The sequence below is a fragment of the Paenibacillus antri genome, from assembly GCF_005765165.1.
Taxonomy (GTDB): Bacteria; Bacillota; Bacilli; order Paenibacillales; family YIM-B00363; genus Paenibacillus_AE; species Paenibacillus_AE antri.
The window spans coordinates 91,445-107,233 of the sequence record NZ_VCIW01000024.1; the positions used below are offsets into that span (position 1 = coordinate 91,445).

A 15,789-nucleotide genomic window follows, 5' to 3' on the forward strand; every position below is an offset into this window, starting at 1 on the left:
TTTCATTCTTTCGTCCCCTGCAGCAGCGCCTTCCGATATTCGGTGGGCGACAGCTCGCATAGCTTCTTGAACACCTTGCTGAAATAATTCGGATCGTGATACCCGACCTCGAACGTAATTTCCTTCAGGCTCTTCTCGGGGTCGGCCATCAGCTTCTTCGCCTTCTCGATGCGGCATTCCGTCAAGTAGTCGATGTAGTTGACGCCGAGCTGCTCCTTGAACATCTTGCTGATATAAAACGGGCTGAGTCCGACCCGCCTGCCGATCGCCTCCAGCGAAATATCCTCGTGGGAATGCTCCTCGATATACTGCTTGATCCGATAGATCGTATCCGGCGCTAAGCGATTATAATGCTCCGCATACGCCTTCTTCATTCGTTCCAGCAGGTGTCCGGTTTCGGCGCGAAGTTGCCGGAAATCTTGCGCTTGGAACGTATACGTCGGCGCTTCCGCCTCGATGCCGAGATCGTTCAGCGTGCGAGACGCGATCCACAGCAGCTCCAGCATGCGCTGCTGCGTCAGCACCAAATTCGCGCCTTCCCGCTCGTACCGTCCGATGACCTCCATTACGTTCTCCTGAACGGTATCCCAGTGCCCGAGCCGGATAGAGTCGAGCAGCTGCCTCTCCCGCTGCTTCGCGGCCTGACCGACGGAGAGACTGGCCGTTCCCTGCGCCGGAATGTCTTCATAGAATCGGTATTTAACGGCCATCGACGGGTCCATCGATGCGAGCAGCGATTCCTGATACGACTGGCGGATTTGGCCGAGCGAAGCGTACGGATTGCCGATCCCGACGAACCATCCCGATCCGGCGCCCGACGCGGCCGTCAACAGGCTCCGCGCCAAGGACATCGCCTGCGAGCGGAACGACCGATCGCTCTCGCGAAAGACGATGATCGGGATGCGCCTGCCGTTCATCGCGCCGACCCAGCCGCTGCCCGCTTGCCGCACCTTCTCCTTCACAGCCGAATACGACGATTCGGAGCCAGGGGGCAGCAGCACGCTCATGACGAACATCTCGTTCGCGGTCCGAATGTCCAGAAGACCGAGCAGCTCCTCCAGATGCACTTCGTGCACATGATCGAACAGCAGCTGCGTCACGACGTCGGTTTCGACGAGCGGCATCGCCTTCCTCAGCGCCGCCTGCTGCTTCTCGTTCCGTTCGAGCGACTTCCGCTCCTCTTCGATCTGCTTCCTCGCCTTGTCGACCGTCTCCACGATTTCGCGCGCCTTGCTAGGCTTAAGCAAGTAATCCTTCACGCCGAGCTTGATCGCTTGACGGGCGTAATCGAACGTATCGAACGCCGTCACCATAATAAACCGAATGTCGGGAAAGTCGGCCGCGATCCGCTCCACCGCCTCGAGACCGTTCATCCCCGGCATCTTGATATCCATTAAAATCAAGTCCGGCCGGAACGCCGCCGCCCGCTCCACCGCGATCTTCCCGTTCGACGCTTCCTCGATCTCGAGATCGGGACAGCCGTTCGATAAGATCGCGCGCAGCCCTTCCCGTTCGATCCGCTCGTCATCCACGATCAGGACCTTGAACATACGCTTCGCTTCTCCTTGTTTTCGGTAATTTCAAGACGATTTTCGTTCCCGCTCCGACGCCGCTCTCGATGTCCAGCACGTCCTCGACCGCATAAAACAGGCGCAGCCGCTTGACGACGTTGGCGAACCCGATGCCGGTCGAATGGCTTTCCGCTTCCGGCGACAGTCCTTCCAGCATTCTTTCCACGACGGACGGGGCGATGCCCGGCCCGTCGTCCTCGATCTCGACCGTTACCCGCTCCGGGCCGTCGGCGACCCGGAACCATATGACGCCCCCGTCCTCCCGGGGCTCGACCGCATGAATGACGGCGTTCTCCACGATCGGCTGCAGCGTCAGCCCCGGAAGCTGCACGTGCAGGCACGAGTCGTCGATGTCCGTATGAAATCGCAGCCGCTCCGAAAACCTCGCCTTCTGAATCTCGATATACTGCTGCAGCACGCGCACCTCGTCGTATAACGTCACCGAGCGATCCAATCGCTTCAGATTGTAACGCAGCAGGCTGGCGACGTTGACGAGCAGATCGCTCGTCTCCTCCGAGCCTTCCAAGTAGGCTTTCTTGGAGATCGTATCCAGCGTGTTGAACAAGAAGTGCGGGTTGATTTGGCTTTGCAGACTGCGCAATTGGCTTTCTTGAAGCAGCAGCTTGCTTTGCTGGAGTTCCTTTTCCAATTGAGCCTTCTCTTGGATTTCTAGAAACAGATGGTTGATGTTGATCCGCATGCGATCGAACATCTTGGCGAGGAACGACATCTCGTCGTTCGACGCTACCTCGATCTTGAGGTCGAACCGTCCCCTGGACAGCTCCTTGGCCGCTTGGATCAAAGTGAATACCGGCTTCGTGATGCTGGACGAAAACCAATACGCGAACAGCGCCAGCGAAAACGTGATCAGCAGAAGCAGCCACAGACCTAGCCGCTTTAGCGCCTCCGACTGCTCGATAATCCCGCGGTAGAACCGTTCGTACGTCTTCAACTCCTTGTCGATCAAGGCGAGCGTCATCTCCGAAATATACTTCGAGATGCGCGTCGCCTCCGAGAACGTCCGACCCGACGCTTCCGCGTCCTTCAGATCGTGGAACAACAACGTTCGATCCGTCGTCTCGACGAGACTGTCGATCAGATGGAGATAACTGCTCATCTCGAAATCGTTGTCCGCGTTGCGGAGACGGCTCGCTTCGGACTTCGCCCGGAGCATGGCGTCTCGGCCCGCCTGCAGCTGCGCCAAGCGATCCGTCGTCGGCGACAACAAATAGTTGTTTAACGAAGCGACCAGCTGCTGACTCGCGACCGTCGCTTCGTTCATGCGCAGGTAGCGCTGCAAAATGTCGTTGTAACGGTCCTGCGTCTTCTGGTTGTAATAGGTCAGCGCGCCCCAGATGACCGCCATGATCGTAAGGACGACCGAGGCGAGAATCCATATTTTTTTCTGTATGCTCGTCGTCATGGGGCGTCCGTCGCCTTCCGCATGCGAACGTCGGTGAAATAGCCGTTCGTATCGAGCGGCACCGTCTCGCCGTCCAGCCAGCGCACCATCAGTTCGACGCTGCGACTCCCCATCGCTTCGGGCGACTGCTCGATCATGCCGTCCAGCTTCCCTTCCTTCAGGAGCGATGCCGATTCCGGGCCGTCGTCGAACGTATAGATATGATAAGGCTCGATTCGCGAGCGCTTCCCGATTTCCTGTATCATGCTCTCGGCGATATTGGCGTTGAGCGCGACGAAGGCGTCCGCCTCGGGGTGCCGGTTCATGACGTCTCGCGTAGCGGCGATGACCTGCTCCCTCGGATCGGCCGTCTCCGTATACACCGTGACGATCTCAGGGTATTCGTGAAGCGCGTTCAGAACGCCGTCCAACCGCTGCTTCTGGTAATGCTGCTGCCGGCTGCCGCCGAGCAGGACGACCGTCCCTTCCGGCCCCATGTCGGCCGCCAGCTCCCGGCCGATCATCCGCCCTGCCGCATAATGATCGGACCCGACGTACGTCCTTCTTAGGCTTTCCTGCATCGGCACGTCGTTCGCCACCGTAATGACCGGGATGCCGTACAGACCCGCTTGGATTTTCGTCAGCGCCTTGAACTCCGCCGTGTCTAATCCTTGTACGATGATGCCGTCGACCTTCGAGGCGATGGCGAGTTCGATCCGCTTCAGGAAATCGTCTTCGTTCTTGCCGTAGCTTCCCCATACCTGCAGGCCGACGTCGTCCTGCGCCGCCCGCTCCAGCGCTCCTGCGCCGACGCGATCCCAGAACGGGGTCTCGAGCTCTTGCGTAATGAGCAGCAGACGATAACGAGCTTGCTGCTCGTCCAAGGCGCGCGGCAGCGGCCAGCCGGCGCGGAACGCCTGTCCCGCCGAGACGAACGTAAAATAGCATAGGACGAAACCGATCAATCCCAACAGGATGACAGCGGTTTTGCGCAAAGCGACGCCCTCCTTCGACTGGATGACTTAGCTTCATCATATCATCTTCGGACGAATTCTCAATTCGATACGAAGGACACGTCTTCCCGTGTGGGAAAACGTGCCCTTCGGTGCGTGCGCCCGCCCGACCTCGAAACCGTTACGGCTGCGGAGGCGTCGGCCGCTCGCCTAGAGAAGGTCGGCGGCCGCCGCCGCCGAATCCGCCGGGTCCGCCGGACTGGGCTTCCGTCGCGCCCGTCTCGTTCAACCAAGTGACGGACTGCGAAACTTCGAAAGATACGATCTCGCTGCCCCCCGAATAGAGAATGTAACTTTCGCCTAGCTTCATCTCCGGCGAACTGACGATGATCGTCCGGAACTCCTTCGTCGGCGCGACCGCCGCGATCTCGTTGCCTGCGGCGTCCTCCAGACGAACCGTCGTACCGGCGGCTTGCGTCTGCGGGAACGTCATAAGAATGGACGCTTGCGTCGAAACGTCGGACGGCGCCGAAGCCATGCCCGAGCTTCCCGCGGCGACTAACGTGCCGCCCTTCAGCTCGAAGGAGCCGTTATAGTCCAAGGCTCCGTTGCCGGCGGAGGTCGGGCCGTATACGACGACGGCGCCGCCGCTCATCTCGATCGAGCCGTTCGAATCCAAACCGTCCCCTTCCGCATCCACGATCAAAGCACCGCCCGTAATGACGAGCTTGTAGTCTCCGGTCTCGGCGAACGTATCTACTCCCGGACGCCCGCCGGCCGAAGAACCGTCGTTACCGCCCGCGACGTTCACGCCGTCGTCGTCGGCCGCGACGCGAACGTCGCCGCCGGCGATCGCGACGACCGCGCTCTCGATTCCCTCGTAGCTCTTCGCGATGACGAGGCTCCCGCCTTCGATAACGATCGAGGCGTCGGCATGGAGCCCGTCGTCGCCGGAGGAGACGCTCAGCTCCCCGCCGCCGATCGCGATCGTTCCGTTGCTGTGGATCGCGTCGTCGGCCGAATCGATCGAGAACGTACCGGCGGTCGCCACGATATGGGACGCCGCTTTGATCCCCTTCATACTTACGGCGTCCGTTGCGGTCGCGGACGGCGCCGCCGATTCGGCCGGCTGTCGAGCTCCCATTCCTTTGCCCCAGGCTTGATCATCCGTATGCGCCTCGCCGTTCGCGCTGCCGCCCCCGGAGACGATGTCGAACGAGCCGCCGTCGACCCTTACCGACGCGGCCGCCTGCAGCCCGTCGCCGCCGGCGTCGATGACGAACGCGCCGCCTTCGATCGCGATATTCCCTCTTCCTTCTTCCGCATCGTTCGTCGACTTCAGCCCGTCGCCTCCCGCTTCGACCGTCAGCGAGCCGTCTTTGACCGCCAACACATCGCGTCCTACGACGCCGTCGTCGGCTGCGTGCACTTCGATCGCGCCGCTAACGATTTTCAAGTCGTCTCGGCTCGATAAGCCGTCCTTGTAATTGCCCTGTACGACGAGCGATCCGGTCCCGTTCACGACGAGATCCGCCTTGCTGTACACGGCGGCGTTCGGCGCGTCTTCGGCCATATCGGCATACGTCTCGCCGTCCGACACGACGTTCTCCGTCCCTTCTTGTAACGTCAAGAACACCTTCTCTGCCTCTACGATCCGGATCGCCGCGCCGTTCTCGTTATGAATGTCCGCGCCGTTCAAGACGAGCCGCACCTTCTCTTCGTTCGAAACCTCGACGACGATGCCGCCGTCGCTTAGCTTTCCGCTTAACGCGTACGTCCCTGCGGCCGTAATTCGCACCGGCCCCGCTTCGGCATTCAAGTCGATCGCAGTCGGGCTTTCCGCGCTCCAATCCGCGGCGAGATCTTCTTCCTCGTATGCCGCCTGGGCGGGCAGATCCGCAGCGACGACCGCCGACGTTTCGGCGCTCCCGTTCGCTTGCGCCGCCGCGGTCTCCGCAACCGCGGCCGCAGCCGACGTCGACGTCGGATCCTCGTCGCCGCCGCACGCGGACAACGCCGTGGCGAAACATAAGAGTAAAGCCCATAGCTTGAACCGTTTATTTTCCATTTTCATATCGTTCGTCCTCTTTTCGTATCGATTTAGATTTCGTTCGCCGTCGGCGTCATCGTCAACGTAATGTCCAAATTCCCGTTCCGGCACCGGATAGCGTCCAGAAACTCTTTCTGATTCGTTGCCTGGTCCATCGCGACGGCGTACACCAACTCGTATAAGCTGCCTAACTCGGTCGTCCGGACTTTCCTCAGTTCATAGGCGATGCCGAACGTGCGGAACACTTCGGCGAACGCCTCTTCGTATCCCAAATCCTCCGGGATCGTCACCTTCAAGAGTCGTTGCGTCGTCTTTCGTTCGCCGAACTTGAAGAAACTCAGAAGGAACATTAAAGCGCAGAGCAGCACGGTAAACAGAACGGCGTAACCGAAGCTGCCTACGCCGACGGCGAGACCGGCCGCCATCGTGAACAACACGTACGCGATGTCCTTCGGGTCTCCCGGCGCGCTTCGGAACCGGATGATGGAGAACGCGCCGGCCAGACTGAACGCTCTGGCGATATTGCTGCCGATGAGCAGGATAATAATCGCGACGATCGCAGGCAGCAGCATCATGGTCAGCGTGAAATTCGGCGAGTAGGCGTTGCGGTTGCTGGTCTTCATGTACGTAAAGCTGATCGCGCCTCCTAGTAAGATAGACACCAGAATCGTAGTCAACGCATGGGACAACGTCAGCGCCGGCGTCGTCGCGGCGGCGGCGGACGAGAATAGGGATTCGATAGATTCAAGCATAAATGGCGGCCTCCTTAACGATCTTTCCGTTCGCTGCGTATTTCTTGTATTCGTTGCCGTATTTCGAGAAGCTTGTCCGGAACATCCGATGCTCGGACAACATCCGCGACAGCCACATCGGAATCGTCTTCTCCGCTTTCACTTCCATCAACCAACGTCCCGGTTCGAGCAGCGGCTCGCCGTAATCCCCGTCCTCGAGCCTCAGGTCGTACCGGCGCGACCGAATATTCGTGTCGAACGTAATGCGCAGATCTCGGTTGCCGATGCAGAACATCGCCTTCCGTTCGTAGGCCAGATACACCTTCGGCTCAAGCTCGTATCGCTGCAAGAAATAATGAATCTCGTGCAGCACTTGCGTATTCATGTAATCCTTGTGCTCCGGCTCGACGCCCGTGCGTACGAATTCGAACGCTTCGTCGAGCGTTAAAGACGTCCTTCGCTTGTTGACTAAGCCGAACACCTTCTTCTTAAGCTCCAAGTAACCCTTGGCGCCCGGCCTCGGGACGCCGTAAGCCCGGAGTCGAAGCTTCTCCTTGTACTTCGGTTTGGAGAGGCTCTTGCGAATCAGCGCGTCGTTCGAGGTGTCGAAATAGATGTTGCCGATCGAATAATACGGATGCCGCTTGTTATATTCGTCGAGCTCCATATATTCGAGCAGCCGATCGTACACGCGCCGATAGGCCGCGTCGTCCAGCAAATATTTGTTTTCGTACCGGTTAAACACTTCGATCGCCATCTTGGGCTGCACTCCTTCGTTTCATTTACATAACGGATTGTAGCCCCCTTGCCTGAATCGACCCTGAACCTTAGTTGAACGTAAGCTGAACGTTTGAAGCGCTCATTCGCGATGTAGCCGCGACGATGCCAAGGCGCGCGAGAACGCAAAAAAGCGGGGTTCGCATCGACGCGAATCCCGCCCTCTTTTCGAAGTGCCGTATATTTCATAATGAATTCCATAACATAACGTTAACCTATCGACATGATACACATTCCAACATCGGGAGAGACCGCAATGAAGACAGCAACGATCGATCGAACCGATACGCGAACGAAAAAGCTCACCGCTGCGGAAGCATCCGCTCTTTGGCTCCAATACCTAGGCGATAGCATGTCGGTATGCATGTATAAGTATTTTATGCAAATCGTCGACAACCAAGAGATCAAACCGATTTTGTCGTTCGCCCTGCAGTTGTCCGAAGACCATATCAAGAAAATTAGCGCATTTCTGGAGGGATCGAACTTCCAAGTTCCCCTCGGATTCACCGAGAAAGACGTCAATCTTGAGGCCCCGCGTCTCTTTTCCGACCAATTTTTACTTTTTTACTCCTACATCATGACGATCCATGGATTGACCGCCTATAGCTTAGCCTTAACAAGCTCCGAGCGGGAGGATCTCCAAAACTACTTTTTCGAATGTACCGTAACGGCGAAACAATTGTTTCAAAAAATCATGAAGGCATCGACTTCTCAGCCGCTGTATTCGGGATTTCCTTCGATCCCTTCGCCTTCAGGAATCGAATTTATCGAAACGACGGGGATCGTCGCGAATTTATTCGGGGATAAGAGACCGCTCAATTCCTCCGAAATCAGCAACCTCTTTTTCAATTCCAAGAAAACCGGCTTCGTCCGGTCGTTAAGCAAAGCGTTCAGCCAAGTGGCGGAGCATGACGACGTTCGCCAATTTATGTTGAAAAACGTGAAATTAGCGGGGAAGGATGCCGACAGCTTCGACGAAATCCTTAAGCAAGACGGCCTGCCGATTCCCAAGAAATGGGATGGGGAAATCACGGACTCCACGGTCAGCCCGTTTTCGGACAAGCTGATGATGTTTCATGCAGCCTTCTTAGTAAATACGGCGCTTACCTATTATGGAGCGGCCATCGGCGCCAGCTTGCGATCGGATATGATCTTAAACTACAAGCAAGTTTTTAACCACGCGATGCAAGCCGGCGCTCTTTGCTACAACCTCATGGTCAAACACGAATGGTTAGAAAAACAACCGGAAGCGACGGGCGAGTAATCCCCTGCGAAGCGAGGAGTCAGGACGGCGTTAAGAAAGACAGCTTCGAGACGACGCCTTCGTCGACAAGGAGTGCCTCATGAACGCTTGCTTCGCGGTTCGCATCTGTTGCGCGGAGGGCTGGCGGAAGAACGCGTCCGTCCGGTAAAGCTCCGCCAGCGCATCCTTCGCAGCCTCGGCCGCCGACGCTTCGTCCCCCAACAGGTACATCGCAATCCGGTACCCGTACACCTCGTACTGCTTCAGCACGTCCGCTTTCGCGGGCAACGCTTCTGTTCTCGTGATCGAGTCCCTCCTTCCTCTCCTCGGTCATACGATAAACCGGTACCCTGATCCCCATACCGTCCCGATATATTGGGGTTTGGAAGGGTTGTCTTCGATCTTCTCCCGGATTCGGGCGATGTGAACGGTAACCGTCGACGCATCGCCGAGCGCATCCATGCCCCACACCCGTTCGAACAGCGCTTCCTTGTCGAACACGCGGTTCGCATGCTGGAGAAGAAACAACAGCAGCTCGTATTCCTTCTGCGCCATCGCGACTTCCTTCCCGTTCACGAACACTCTTCTGGCTTCCTTATGAATTTCGAGTCCTCGCACCGTCAGCTTGGCGCCTTCTCGTTCTTTCCCGAACCGTTCCTTCATTCGCTCGTACTTATTCAAGTGTGCGTTCACCCGCGCCACAAGCTCGCCGGAACTGAACGGCTTTGTAATATAATCGTCGGCGCCGAGACCGAGCCCGTTCACTTTATAAATTTCTTCCGCTCTGGCCGAGACGAGGAGGACGGGAATGTCCTCCTTCTCCCGAACCGCCTTCAGCACCTCGAAGCCGCCGACGCCGGGCAGCATAATGTCCAGCACGATCAGATCGAACCGTTCCCGTTCCATGAGCGCCAATCCGTCCGTTCCGTTATCGGCGATCGTGACGGAATACCCGCTTAGTTCCAAATAATCCTTCTGCAAATTCGCGATACTCGGATCGTCTTCTACGATCAAGATTCGTTTCACGATCATCACCGGCCTCGTTATAACATTCTAAGCGATATCATGACGCGGGTGCCTTCCCCGACGTTGCTTCGAGCCCATATTTTCCCTTCGTGCCCCTCGACGATCTGCTTCGCGATCGCGAGACCGAGCCCGCTGCCTTCCGCGCTTTTCCTGGACGGGTCGGCTCGATAAAACCTCTCGAAAATGTGCGGCACGTCTTCCTCCGGAATGCCTTGCCCGTTGTCGCGAATTTCCACGACCGCGGACGACGACGTCGCTCGCAGCACGATCGTTACGGCTCCGTCGCCCTTCTTCATATACTTCTTCGCATTGTCGAGGATGTTCTGAACGACCCGCTTCATCCGTTCGCGATCGATAAACACGAGCACCTGTCCATTCAGCTCGCTTCGCAGCGTCAGTCGCAGGTTCGCCTGTTCGTATTCGTAACGGTGATCCTCGACGCAATCCGTGAAATACCGTTCGAGGTCCGTTCGTTCCATGTGGTAGGGCAGCTGATTCAGGTCCAGTCTGGAATAGAGAAGCAAATCGTCGATCATGGCGTTCACCTGCAGCGCCTTCGAACGGGCCGTCTCCAAGTAATCCCGTACCTTATCGGGCGTATGCGCGACCCCATCTAGAATTCCCTCGATATACCCGCGAATGGAAGTGACGGGCGTCTTCAAATCATGCGAAATGCTCGACACGAGAAAGCTTCGATTCTCGTCATATTTGTGCTGAATGTAAATCGATTCCTTCAGCTTGATTCGCATCAGTTCCAGCGTCCTGCACAGCTCTCTGACTTCCCCTTCGCCCTCCTCCGCGATGCCCCCGTCCAAATCTCCTTCGCTGATTTTCACGGCGGCGTCCCTCAGACGAGAGACCGGCTCGATCACGCCGCGCGAGAACCGGTAGGAAACCCACAGATTCAACAGCAGGAACGTCAGGAAGAAGACGCCGAGCGTCACGACGCCTAGGAAAAGGTAGAAGTTCGACTTCAGCTTCATCGGGGCGAGCAACAGCAGAACGCCATCTTCCCCCGAGGCAAGCTTGTATTCGGCTTTCGCGAACATATACGTCGTTCCGGCAAGCTCCAGCGTATCCAGCCCCCCGGCATGCTCCGACAACAACAAGCTCCGCTCGACGTCGACGGCGCTCATCGGTCCCGTCGCGTACAACACCGTTCGATTGCGGACGATGACCGCGTTCGCTCCGAGCATCTCGACGCGGTCCGTCAGCTGTTGCAAATATCGTTCCTCGAGCAGCCGATCGAAATCCATCGATGCCGCTTCGTTCTTGATTTCTCCGATTCCCGCGCGGGTCTCGAATATTCGCTGCATGTCGTTCAGGTTCGCCTCCGGGCCTACCGCTCTCGTATACACCGCGACGAAGATGACGGCGGAGAGGAAGGCGAAAGCGAACGCTCCCAGCATCGCTAGGGCATTCATCGCGAAAAACCGTTTGGTTACCTGCATTCGGACGACCTTCCTATAAGTCTTTACGGTCGAATAACGTATACCCCGCGGTAAACAGCATAACGCCGAACCCCGTCATAATCAAACCTTGCCGAACGATCTTAAAGACGTTGATGTTCTCCGAAATCCACAGCGCGTGCCAATCGAACATGGACGTGATGAGGAAGCTGGAAGCATTCGGAAAGACGACGCTTAAGAACAGGAAGCCGAGAAACAGAAGCACCGATAGGAAGAAGACGGCTAAACCTCCCCGAATAACGTTCGACAGCAATACGACGAGCAACGAAAACACGAAGACGGGAAGGAACGTTACGCCGTAAGACAACATCACTCTCGCTACCCCGCCCCAACCCGCGGTCGACGGATTGAAGAGGAGCCCCGCAGCCAAGGAAAGCGCCATAACGAACAGCAGACTCGCCGCAATGAAGACGGCGACGGTAGCCGCCTTCGCGCTGAACGCCCCGAGGCGGGATACCGGTCTCGCGAGCGTAATCTTCATCGTGTTGGACGAGAATTCGCCGTTAAACATATCGATCGCGACGAACGTCGCGAATAACGGCAAGAGCGTATAGGAAAAGGCGGACAACACGACCAACGGAAATTCGGTCCCTCCCGCGATCCGCAGCCCGAGTCCGTGCTTCGCCGCGGTCACCGCGATTTGCCCGATTACGACGGCAAGGATGGCCAAGATCGCCGCCGCGTTCATCTTCTTTCGCTTGAACAGCTTGAACATTTCGTTGCGGAAAGCGGCTTTAAACCCTTCCATGTCGCTCCACCTCGCTTACGAAGTAATGTTCAAGCGAGGCGTAATCGCTTAGAATGTTCTTCGTGTAATCCTCGTTCACGAGCTTTCCGCCGTAGACGACGCCGATCCGGGTGCAGGTCAGCTCCACGTCGTGAATCAAGTGGCTAGAGATGAAGAACGTCGTGCCTTCCTCCTCCGAGAGCCGCTTGATCAATCTCCGCATATCCAGCATCCCCTCGACGTCCAAGCCGTTCAGCGGCTCGTCCAGAATCAACACCTTCGGGTTGGACAAGATCGCGGCCGCGACTCCGAGCCGCTGCTTCATCCCGAGCGAGAATTTCCGAGATTTTTCGTTCTTATATTTCAGCATGCCGGTGATTTCCAGGCACTCGTCGATTCTTCGTTGATCTACATGAGAATAAAATCGGGCGAATACCTTCAAGTTTTCGTTCGCCGTTAAGTAAGGGTACGATTCCGCGGTTTCGATAATACAGCCCACGTGCTTCATCGCTTGGACATAGTCCGTCTGCACGCTCGTTCCGAAAATTTTCGCTTCGCCGCTGTCCGGCTTCATTAACCCCGTCATCATCTTCATGGCGGTCGTCTTCCCGGAACCGTTCGGTCCCAGAAACCCGAATATGTCCCCTTCGTCGATCGATAGGTGTAAATCGCGCATGCCCCGGCCGTTCGGATACATCTTCGTCAGACCGATCATTTCGATCGCTTTCGCTTTCCTCATCGTTGGCCACATCTCCCGAAACGTTGACATGGCTGTCCCTGCGACGCGCAGCGCCGCTGGGACAGCCTCTATTTTCTACTCTTCGAACACCCGGTTGAACTCTCCGTTGAAATGCGGTTTATCGTTGGAACGGTACGAGCTGTCGTCTATGATTTCGATCTGCAAGTTGAGATAAAGCTTGCCCGCGCCTCCCGGAGACAACTGGCCGTACTCTTGCTCGCCTTGCGCGTTGGCGTACGTGAAGAACGACATCGGCTTGGAACCGTCCGGCTCGTATTCGAACGTGAAGTCGTACGGTTCGCCGTACTCCGACTCGAATCCGGGCTTGACCGTTTCGGAATACTTGCCCGATACTTTATCTCCGTCCACGCCCGTGATCTCGAGCGTTCTTTCGCCGATCTTCAGGAACTTGCCGTCCTTCTCCATGACGATGTCGTTCCGGTAGGTTCCTACATACATTTCCGTAATGCCCGATTTGCCGACCTTCTCGAACGCCGCATTCCGAAGATCCGGCGCCTCGACCGATGTCGTCCCTACGTCCGTCAAGGATACGATCACGCTCATCGTCATATCGTGAACGGCGCCGGAGGCGTCTTTCCCGGACAAGATCACTTCGCCCGTCGCCTGCTCCAACAAGCCCGTCTCGCTCTCTACCGCCGTTCCGGTTACCTTCTTCACGAAGACGTCGCTGGTCAACTCGGGCAGACGCTGATTTTCGCCCCTATACCCTTGCTCGTTCACCAGCTGCATGACCCCGAAAGAAGCCACGGCATTGACGACGGCAGGCACCTGCGCCTCGGTTAAGCTGCCCGAATACGTTACGGCTCCGTTCGTCGACTCTTCGACCTGCACCTGATCCTTCAAATTGCCGACCAAGGCGTCCACGATGCGTTCGAATTCGGCGGCCCCGCGTTGGTTGAACGGATTCTTATACGAGCTCTGCTCCTGAAGGTATTCCTCCGGGTAATCCATGACGTAATATTTCTCTTCCGTGTCGTATTTCCAAATCGAACGTTCCCGATCGGTATACGAATACCTCGTCGTCGTCGGTTCGCCGGCGCCGTTCTGCGTCGAAGAAGTTTCTTCCGACGCTTGCTTCACCATGTCGATCTTGTTCACAGTGGACGAGTGCAGCAGGATCCGGTCGTTATCCTTCAATGTGTAGGACGTTTGGAGCGTGAAATTGTTCGTCCCCGACTCCAACTGCGCGGCCGTATGCTTCGTCGCGTCTTTGAGCCGGTCGTAGCCGGTGCCGAGCGCCATATCCGCGAGCGCCGTCGATACGAAGACACAGGCGCCGAGCGCGAAGGCGACGACAGGGATCGCTTTCTTGCTGACTTTCATGGGATCTCTCCTTAAGTAACGGCTTGTTTAGGGGAAACGTTTCCTCTTGTTATTCATTATAGTCAACGCCCATTGAATCCTTCTAAAGGAACTATTAACAGTTTATTAACTCGTAGAATGCAAAAAAAGAGCCAAGCTCGTCGGCTTGACCCTTTTTCCATATATAAGTATCGGGACGACACGATTCGAACATGCGACCCCCTGGTCCCAAACCAGGTGCTCTACCAAGCTGAGCTACGTCCCGTTGTTTTTACATGTGGAGCGGACGATGGGATTCGAACCCACGACCCTCGCCTTGGCAAGGCGATGCTCTACCACTGAGCCACGTCCGCTTATGTAGGGAATGCGGTTGAGAGGACTCGAACCTCCACGAGCGTACGCCCACTACCCCCTCAAGATAGCGTGTCTGCCATTCCACCACAACCGCATAAGAAACAAAGTGAGCCATGAAGGACTCGAACCTTCGACACCCTGATTAAAAGTCAGGTGCTCTACCGACTGAGCTAATGGCTCGTATTCATAATGGCGTGCCCTAAGAGATTCGAACTCCTGACCTTTTGATTCGTAGTCAAACGCTCTATCCGGCTGAGCTAAGGGCACGCGTCGTTTGGAGCGGACGATGGGATTCGAACCCACGACCCTCGCCTTGGCAAGGCGATGCTCTACCACTGAGCCACGTCCGCGAATCGTAATGGTGGGGGATGATGGATTCGAACCACCGAACTCGTAAGAGAAGAGATTTACAGTCTCCCGCGTTTGGCCACTTCGCTAATCCCCCATGGGACAAATCGATGTTGCTTGGAAAATGGTGGCTTGGGACGGAATCGAACCGCCGACACATGGATTTTCAGTCCATTGCTCTACCGACTGAGCTACCAAGCCGTAAAAATGGCGGAGCCGACGGGATTCGAACCCGCGGTCTCCTGCGTGACAGGCAGGCATGTTAGGCCTCTACACCACGGCTCCGCGATGAAGAATTGGTTGCGGGGGCAGGATTTGAACCTACGACCTTCGGGTTATGAGCCCGACGAGCTACCGGACTGCTCCACCCCGCGACGATATAAAAACTTATGGTGGGCGCTGACGGGATCGAACCGCCGACCCTCTGCTTGTAAGGCAGATGCTCTCCCGGCTGAGCTAAGCGCCCCTATTTGTAGGGTGTATCATGGTGACCCGTAGGGGATTCGAACCCCTGTTACCTCCGTGAAAGGGAGGTGTCTTAACCCCTTGACCAACGGGCCGTATATATTATGGCAGAGAAAGAGGGATTCGAACCCTCGAGACGCTTTAGACGTCTACACGATTTCCAATCGTGCTCCTTCGACCGCTCGGACACTTCTCTATTGAAACATGGTGGGCCTTAGTGGACTCGAACCACCGACCTCACCCTTATCAGGGGTGCGCTCTAACCAGCTGAGCTAAAGGCCCTCGCAAAAAAACGGATTATGCTGATGAAGGGATTCGAACCCCCGACCTACGCATTACGAATGCGTTGCTCTACCAGCTGAGCTACATCAGCATGCGTTGTTTCCGCCAAGAAACAACAATATGTTGCGTTCAAGGAGTCTTGCCCCCTGAAAACTGGATGCGAAACAATTGTACACTCCGAATATGTTGGATAAGTCCTCGACCGATTAGTATTCGTCAGCTCCACGCGTTGCCGCGCTTCCACCCCGAACCTATCAACCACGTCGTCTACATGGGGTCTTCAAGCAGGGAAATCTCATCTTGAGGGGGGCTTCACGCTTAGATGCTTT

General features: G+C 56.7%; 13 protein-coding genes, 15 tRNA genes and 1 rRNA gene. 1 reads left to right on the forward strand and 28 read right to left on the reverse strand.

Annotated features, from left to right (window positions below):
• Positions 1-2: 2 nt before the first annotated feature.
• From FE782_RS27205 to FE782_RS27230, 6 genes are all read right to left on the reverse strand, one after another.
• Entirely contained in the window at positions 3-1,550 is a 1,548-nt protein-coding gene (locus tag FE782_RS27205) for a response regulator (protein WP_138197513.1), read from the reverse strand.
• Positions 1,525-2,994, reverse strand: a complete 1,470-nt coding sequence (locus FE782_RS27210; RefSeq protein WP_138197514.1) for a sensor histidine kinase — start codon at positions 2,992-2,994, stop codon at positions 1,525-1,527. The genes FE782_RS27205 and FE782_RS27210 overlap by 26 nt, the downstream gene beginning before the upstream one ends.
• Positions 2,991-3,968 carry a sugar ABC transporter substrate-binding protein gene (locus FE782_RS27215; protein ID WP_138197515.1) on the reverse strand — a complete coding sequence of 326 codons (978 nt, stop codon included), beginning with the start codon at positions 3,966-3,968 and terminating at the stop codon, positions 2,991-2,993. Before FE782_RS27215 ends, FE782_RS27210 begins: the two co-directional genes overlap by 4 nt.
• A gap of 139 nt (positions 3,969-4,107) precedes the next feature.
• The gene (locus tag FE782_RS27220) at positions 4,108-6,000 is read right to left on the reverse strand and encodes a carbohydrate-binding domain-containing protein (protein WP_238392678.1); all 1,893 of its coding nucleotides are present in this window, start codon (positions 5,998-6,000) and stop codon (positions 4,108-4,110) included.
• A gap of 26 nt (positions 6,001-6,026) precedes the next feature.
• Positions 6,027-6,728: a DUF4956 domain-containing protein gene (locus FE782_RS27225; RefSeq protein WP_138197516.1), complete on the reverse strand. Its 702-nt coding sequence runs from the start codon at positions 6,726-6,728 to the stop codon at positions 6,027-6,029.
• Complete coding sequence (locus FE782_RS27230; RefSeq protein ID WP_138197517.1) at positions 6,721-7,464, reverse strand: polyphosphate polymerase domain-containing protein; 744 nt, start codon at positions 7,462-7,464, stop codon at positions 6,721-6,723. The genes FE782_RS27225 and FE782_RS27230 overlap by 8 nt, the downstream gene beginning before the upstream one ends.
• A gap of 276 nt (positions 7,465-7,740) precedes the next feature.
• Here FE782_RS27230 and FE782_RS27235 point away from each other — a divergent pair, with 276 nt between their 5' ends.
• Positions 7,741-8,748 (forward strand): DUF3231 family protein, encoded by a 1,008-nt coding sequence (locus FE782_RS27235; RefSeq protein ID WP_138197518.1) that lies wholly within the window; start codon positions 7,741-7,743, stop codon positions 8,746-8,748.
• Between the two features lie 30 nt (positions 8,749-8,778).
• On the opposite strand, the gene FE782_RS27240 is transcribed toward FE782_RS27235, so the two are convergent.
• The 22 genes from FE782_RS27240 to FE782_RS27345 all read right to left on the reverse strand — a co-directional run.
• Positions 8,779-9,015, reverse strand: coding sequence for a hypothetical protein (locus FE782_RS27240; protein WP_138197519.1), 237 nt, complete (start codon positions 9,013-9,015; stop codon positions 8,779-8,781).
• Positions 9,016-9,057: 42 nt separating this feature from the next.
• The gene (locus FE782_RS27245) at positions 9,058-9,753 is read right to left on the reverse strand and encodes a response regulator transcription factor (protein ID WP_138197530.1); all 696 of its coding nucleotides are present in this window, start codon (positions 9,751-9,753) and stop codon (positions 9,058-9,060) included.
• 17 nt (positions 9,754-9,770) lie between these two features.
• Positions 9,771-11,204, reverse strand: coding sequence for a sensor histidine kinase (locus tag FE782_RS27250; RefSeq protein WP_138197520.1), 1,434 nt, complete (start codon positions 11,202-11,204; stop codon positions 9,771-9,773).
• 13 nt (positions 11,205-11,217) lie between these two features.
• Positions 11,218-11,970, reverse strand: coding sequence for an ABC transporter permease (locus FE782_RS27255; protein ID WP_138197521.1), 753 nt, complete (start codon positions 11,968-11,970; stop codon positions 11,218-11,220).
• Positions 11,957-12,688: an ABC transporter ATP-binding protein gene (locus FE782_RS27260; protein ID WP_138197522.1), complete on the reverse strand. Its 732-nt coding sequence runs from the start codon at positions 12,686-12,688 to the stop codon at positions 11,957-11,959. Before FE782_RS27260 ends, FE782_RS27255 begins: the two co-directional genes overlap by 14 nt.
• 75 nt (positions 12,689-12,763) lie before the next feature.
• On the reverse strand, positions 12,764-14,032 hold the full coding sequence (locus FE782_RS27265; RefSeq protein WP_138197523.1) for a hypothetical protein: 1,269 nt from the start codon (positions 14,030-14,032) through the stop codon (positions 12,764-12,766).
• 170 nt (positions 14,033-14,202) lie between these two features.
• Positions 14,203-14,276: transfer RNA gene (locus FE782_RS27270), tRNA-Pro, on the reverse strand.
• Positions 14,277-14,289: 13 nt separating this feature from the next.
• Positions 14,290-14,364: transfer RNA gene (locus FE782_RS27275), tRNA-Gly, on the reverse strand.
• A gap of 12 nt (positions 14,365-14,376) precedes the next feature.
• Positions 14,377-14,459 (reverse strand) — tRNA-Leu (locus FE782_RS27280).
• 13 nt (positions 14,460-14,472) lie between these two features.
• A tRNA-Lys gene (locus tag FE782_RS27285) sits at positions 14,473-14,545 on the reverse strand.
• Between the two features lie 10 nt (positions 14,546-14,555).
• Positions 14,556-14,632, reverse strand: a tRNA-Arg gene (locus FE782_RS27290).
• An 8-nt stretch (positions 14,633-14,640) separates the two neighbouring features.
• Positions 14,641-14,715: transfer RNA gene (locus tag FE782_RS27295), tRNA-Gly, on the reverse strand.
• Between the two features lie 9 nt (positions 14,716-14,724).
• Positions 14,725-14,810: transfer RNA gene (locus FE782_RS27300), tRNA-Tyr, on the reverse strand.
• Between the two features lie 28 nt (positions 14,811-14,838).
• A tRNA-Phe gene (locus FE782_RS27305) sits at positions 14,839-14,914 on the reverse strand.
• A gap of 7 nt (positions 14,915-14,921) precedes the next feature.
• Positions 14,922-14,998, reverse strand: a tRNA-Asp gene (locus FE782_RS27310).
• Between the two features lie 12 nt (positions 14,999-15,010).
• Positions 15,011-15,087 (reverse strand) — tRNA-Met (locus FE782_RS27315).
• Positions 15,088-15,103: 16 nt separating this feature from the next.
• Positions 15,104-15,179 (reverse strand) — tRNA-Val (locus tag FE782_RS27320).
• Between the two features lie 19 nt (positions 15,180-15,198).
• Positions 15,199-15,273 (reverse strand) — tRNA-Glu (locus FE782_RS27325).
• A gap of 10 nt (positions 15,274-15,283) precedes the next feature.
• Positions 15,284-15,374, reverse strand: a tRNA-Ser gene (locus tag FE782_RS27330).
• Positions 15,375-15,383: 9 nt separating this feature from the next.
• Positions 15,384-15,460 (reverse strand) — tRNA-Ile (locus tag FE782_RS27335).
• A gap of 18 nt (positions 15,461-15,478) precedes the next feature.
• Positions 15,479-15,551 (reverse strand) — tRNA-Thr (locus tag FE782_RS27340).
• 95 nt (positions 15,552-15,646) lie between these two features.
• Positions 15,647-15,789, reverse strand: a 23S ribosomal RNA gene (locus tag FE782_RS27345); the annotation flags it as partial.

Excerpts from the sequence above, each read along its gene's own strand:
- FE782_RS27250 (WP_138197520.1), bottom strand. The coding sequence starts at position 11,204 with ATGCAGGTAACCAAACGGTTTTTCGCGATGAATGCCCTAGCGATGCTG.
- FE782_RS27265 (WP_138197523.1), bottom strand. The coding sequence starts at position 14,032 with ATGAAAGTCAGCAAGAAAGCGATCCCTGTCGTCGCCTTCGCGCTCGGC.
- FE782_RS27255 (WP_138197521.1), bottom strand. The coding sequence starts at position 11,970 with ATGGAAGGGTTTAAAGCCGCTTTCCGCAACGAAATGTTCAAGCTGTTC.
- FE782_RS27210 (WP_138197514.1), bottom strand. The coding sequence starts at position 2,994 with ATGACGACGAGCATACAGAAAAAAATATGGATTCTCGCCTCGGTCGTC.
- FE782_RS27235 (WP_138197518.1), top strand. The coding sequence starts at position 7,741 with ATGAAGACAGCAACGATCGATCGAACCGATACGCGAACGAAAAAGCTC.
- FE782_RS27260 (WP_138197522.1), bottom strand. The coding sequence starts at position 12,688 with ATGAGGAAAGCGAAAGCGATCGAAATGATCGGTCTGACGAAGATGTAT.
- FE782_RS27230 (WP_138197517.1), bottom strand. The coding sequence starts at position 7,464 with ATGGCGATCGAAGTGTTTAACCGGTACGAAAACAAATATTTGCTGGAC.
- FE782_RS27205 (WP_138197513.1), bottom strand. The coding sequence starts at position 1,550 with ATGTTCAAGGTCCTGATCGTGGATGACGAGCGGATCGAACGGGAAGGG.
- FE782_RS27220 (WP_238392678.1), bottom strand. The coding sequence starts at position 6,000 with ATGAAAATGGAAAATAAACGGTTCAAGCTATGGGCTTTACTCTTATGT.
- FE782_RS27225 (WP_138197516.1), bottom strand. The coding sequence starts at position 6,728 with ATGCTTGAATCTATCGAATCCCTATTCTCGTCCGCCGCCGCCGCGACG.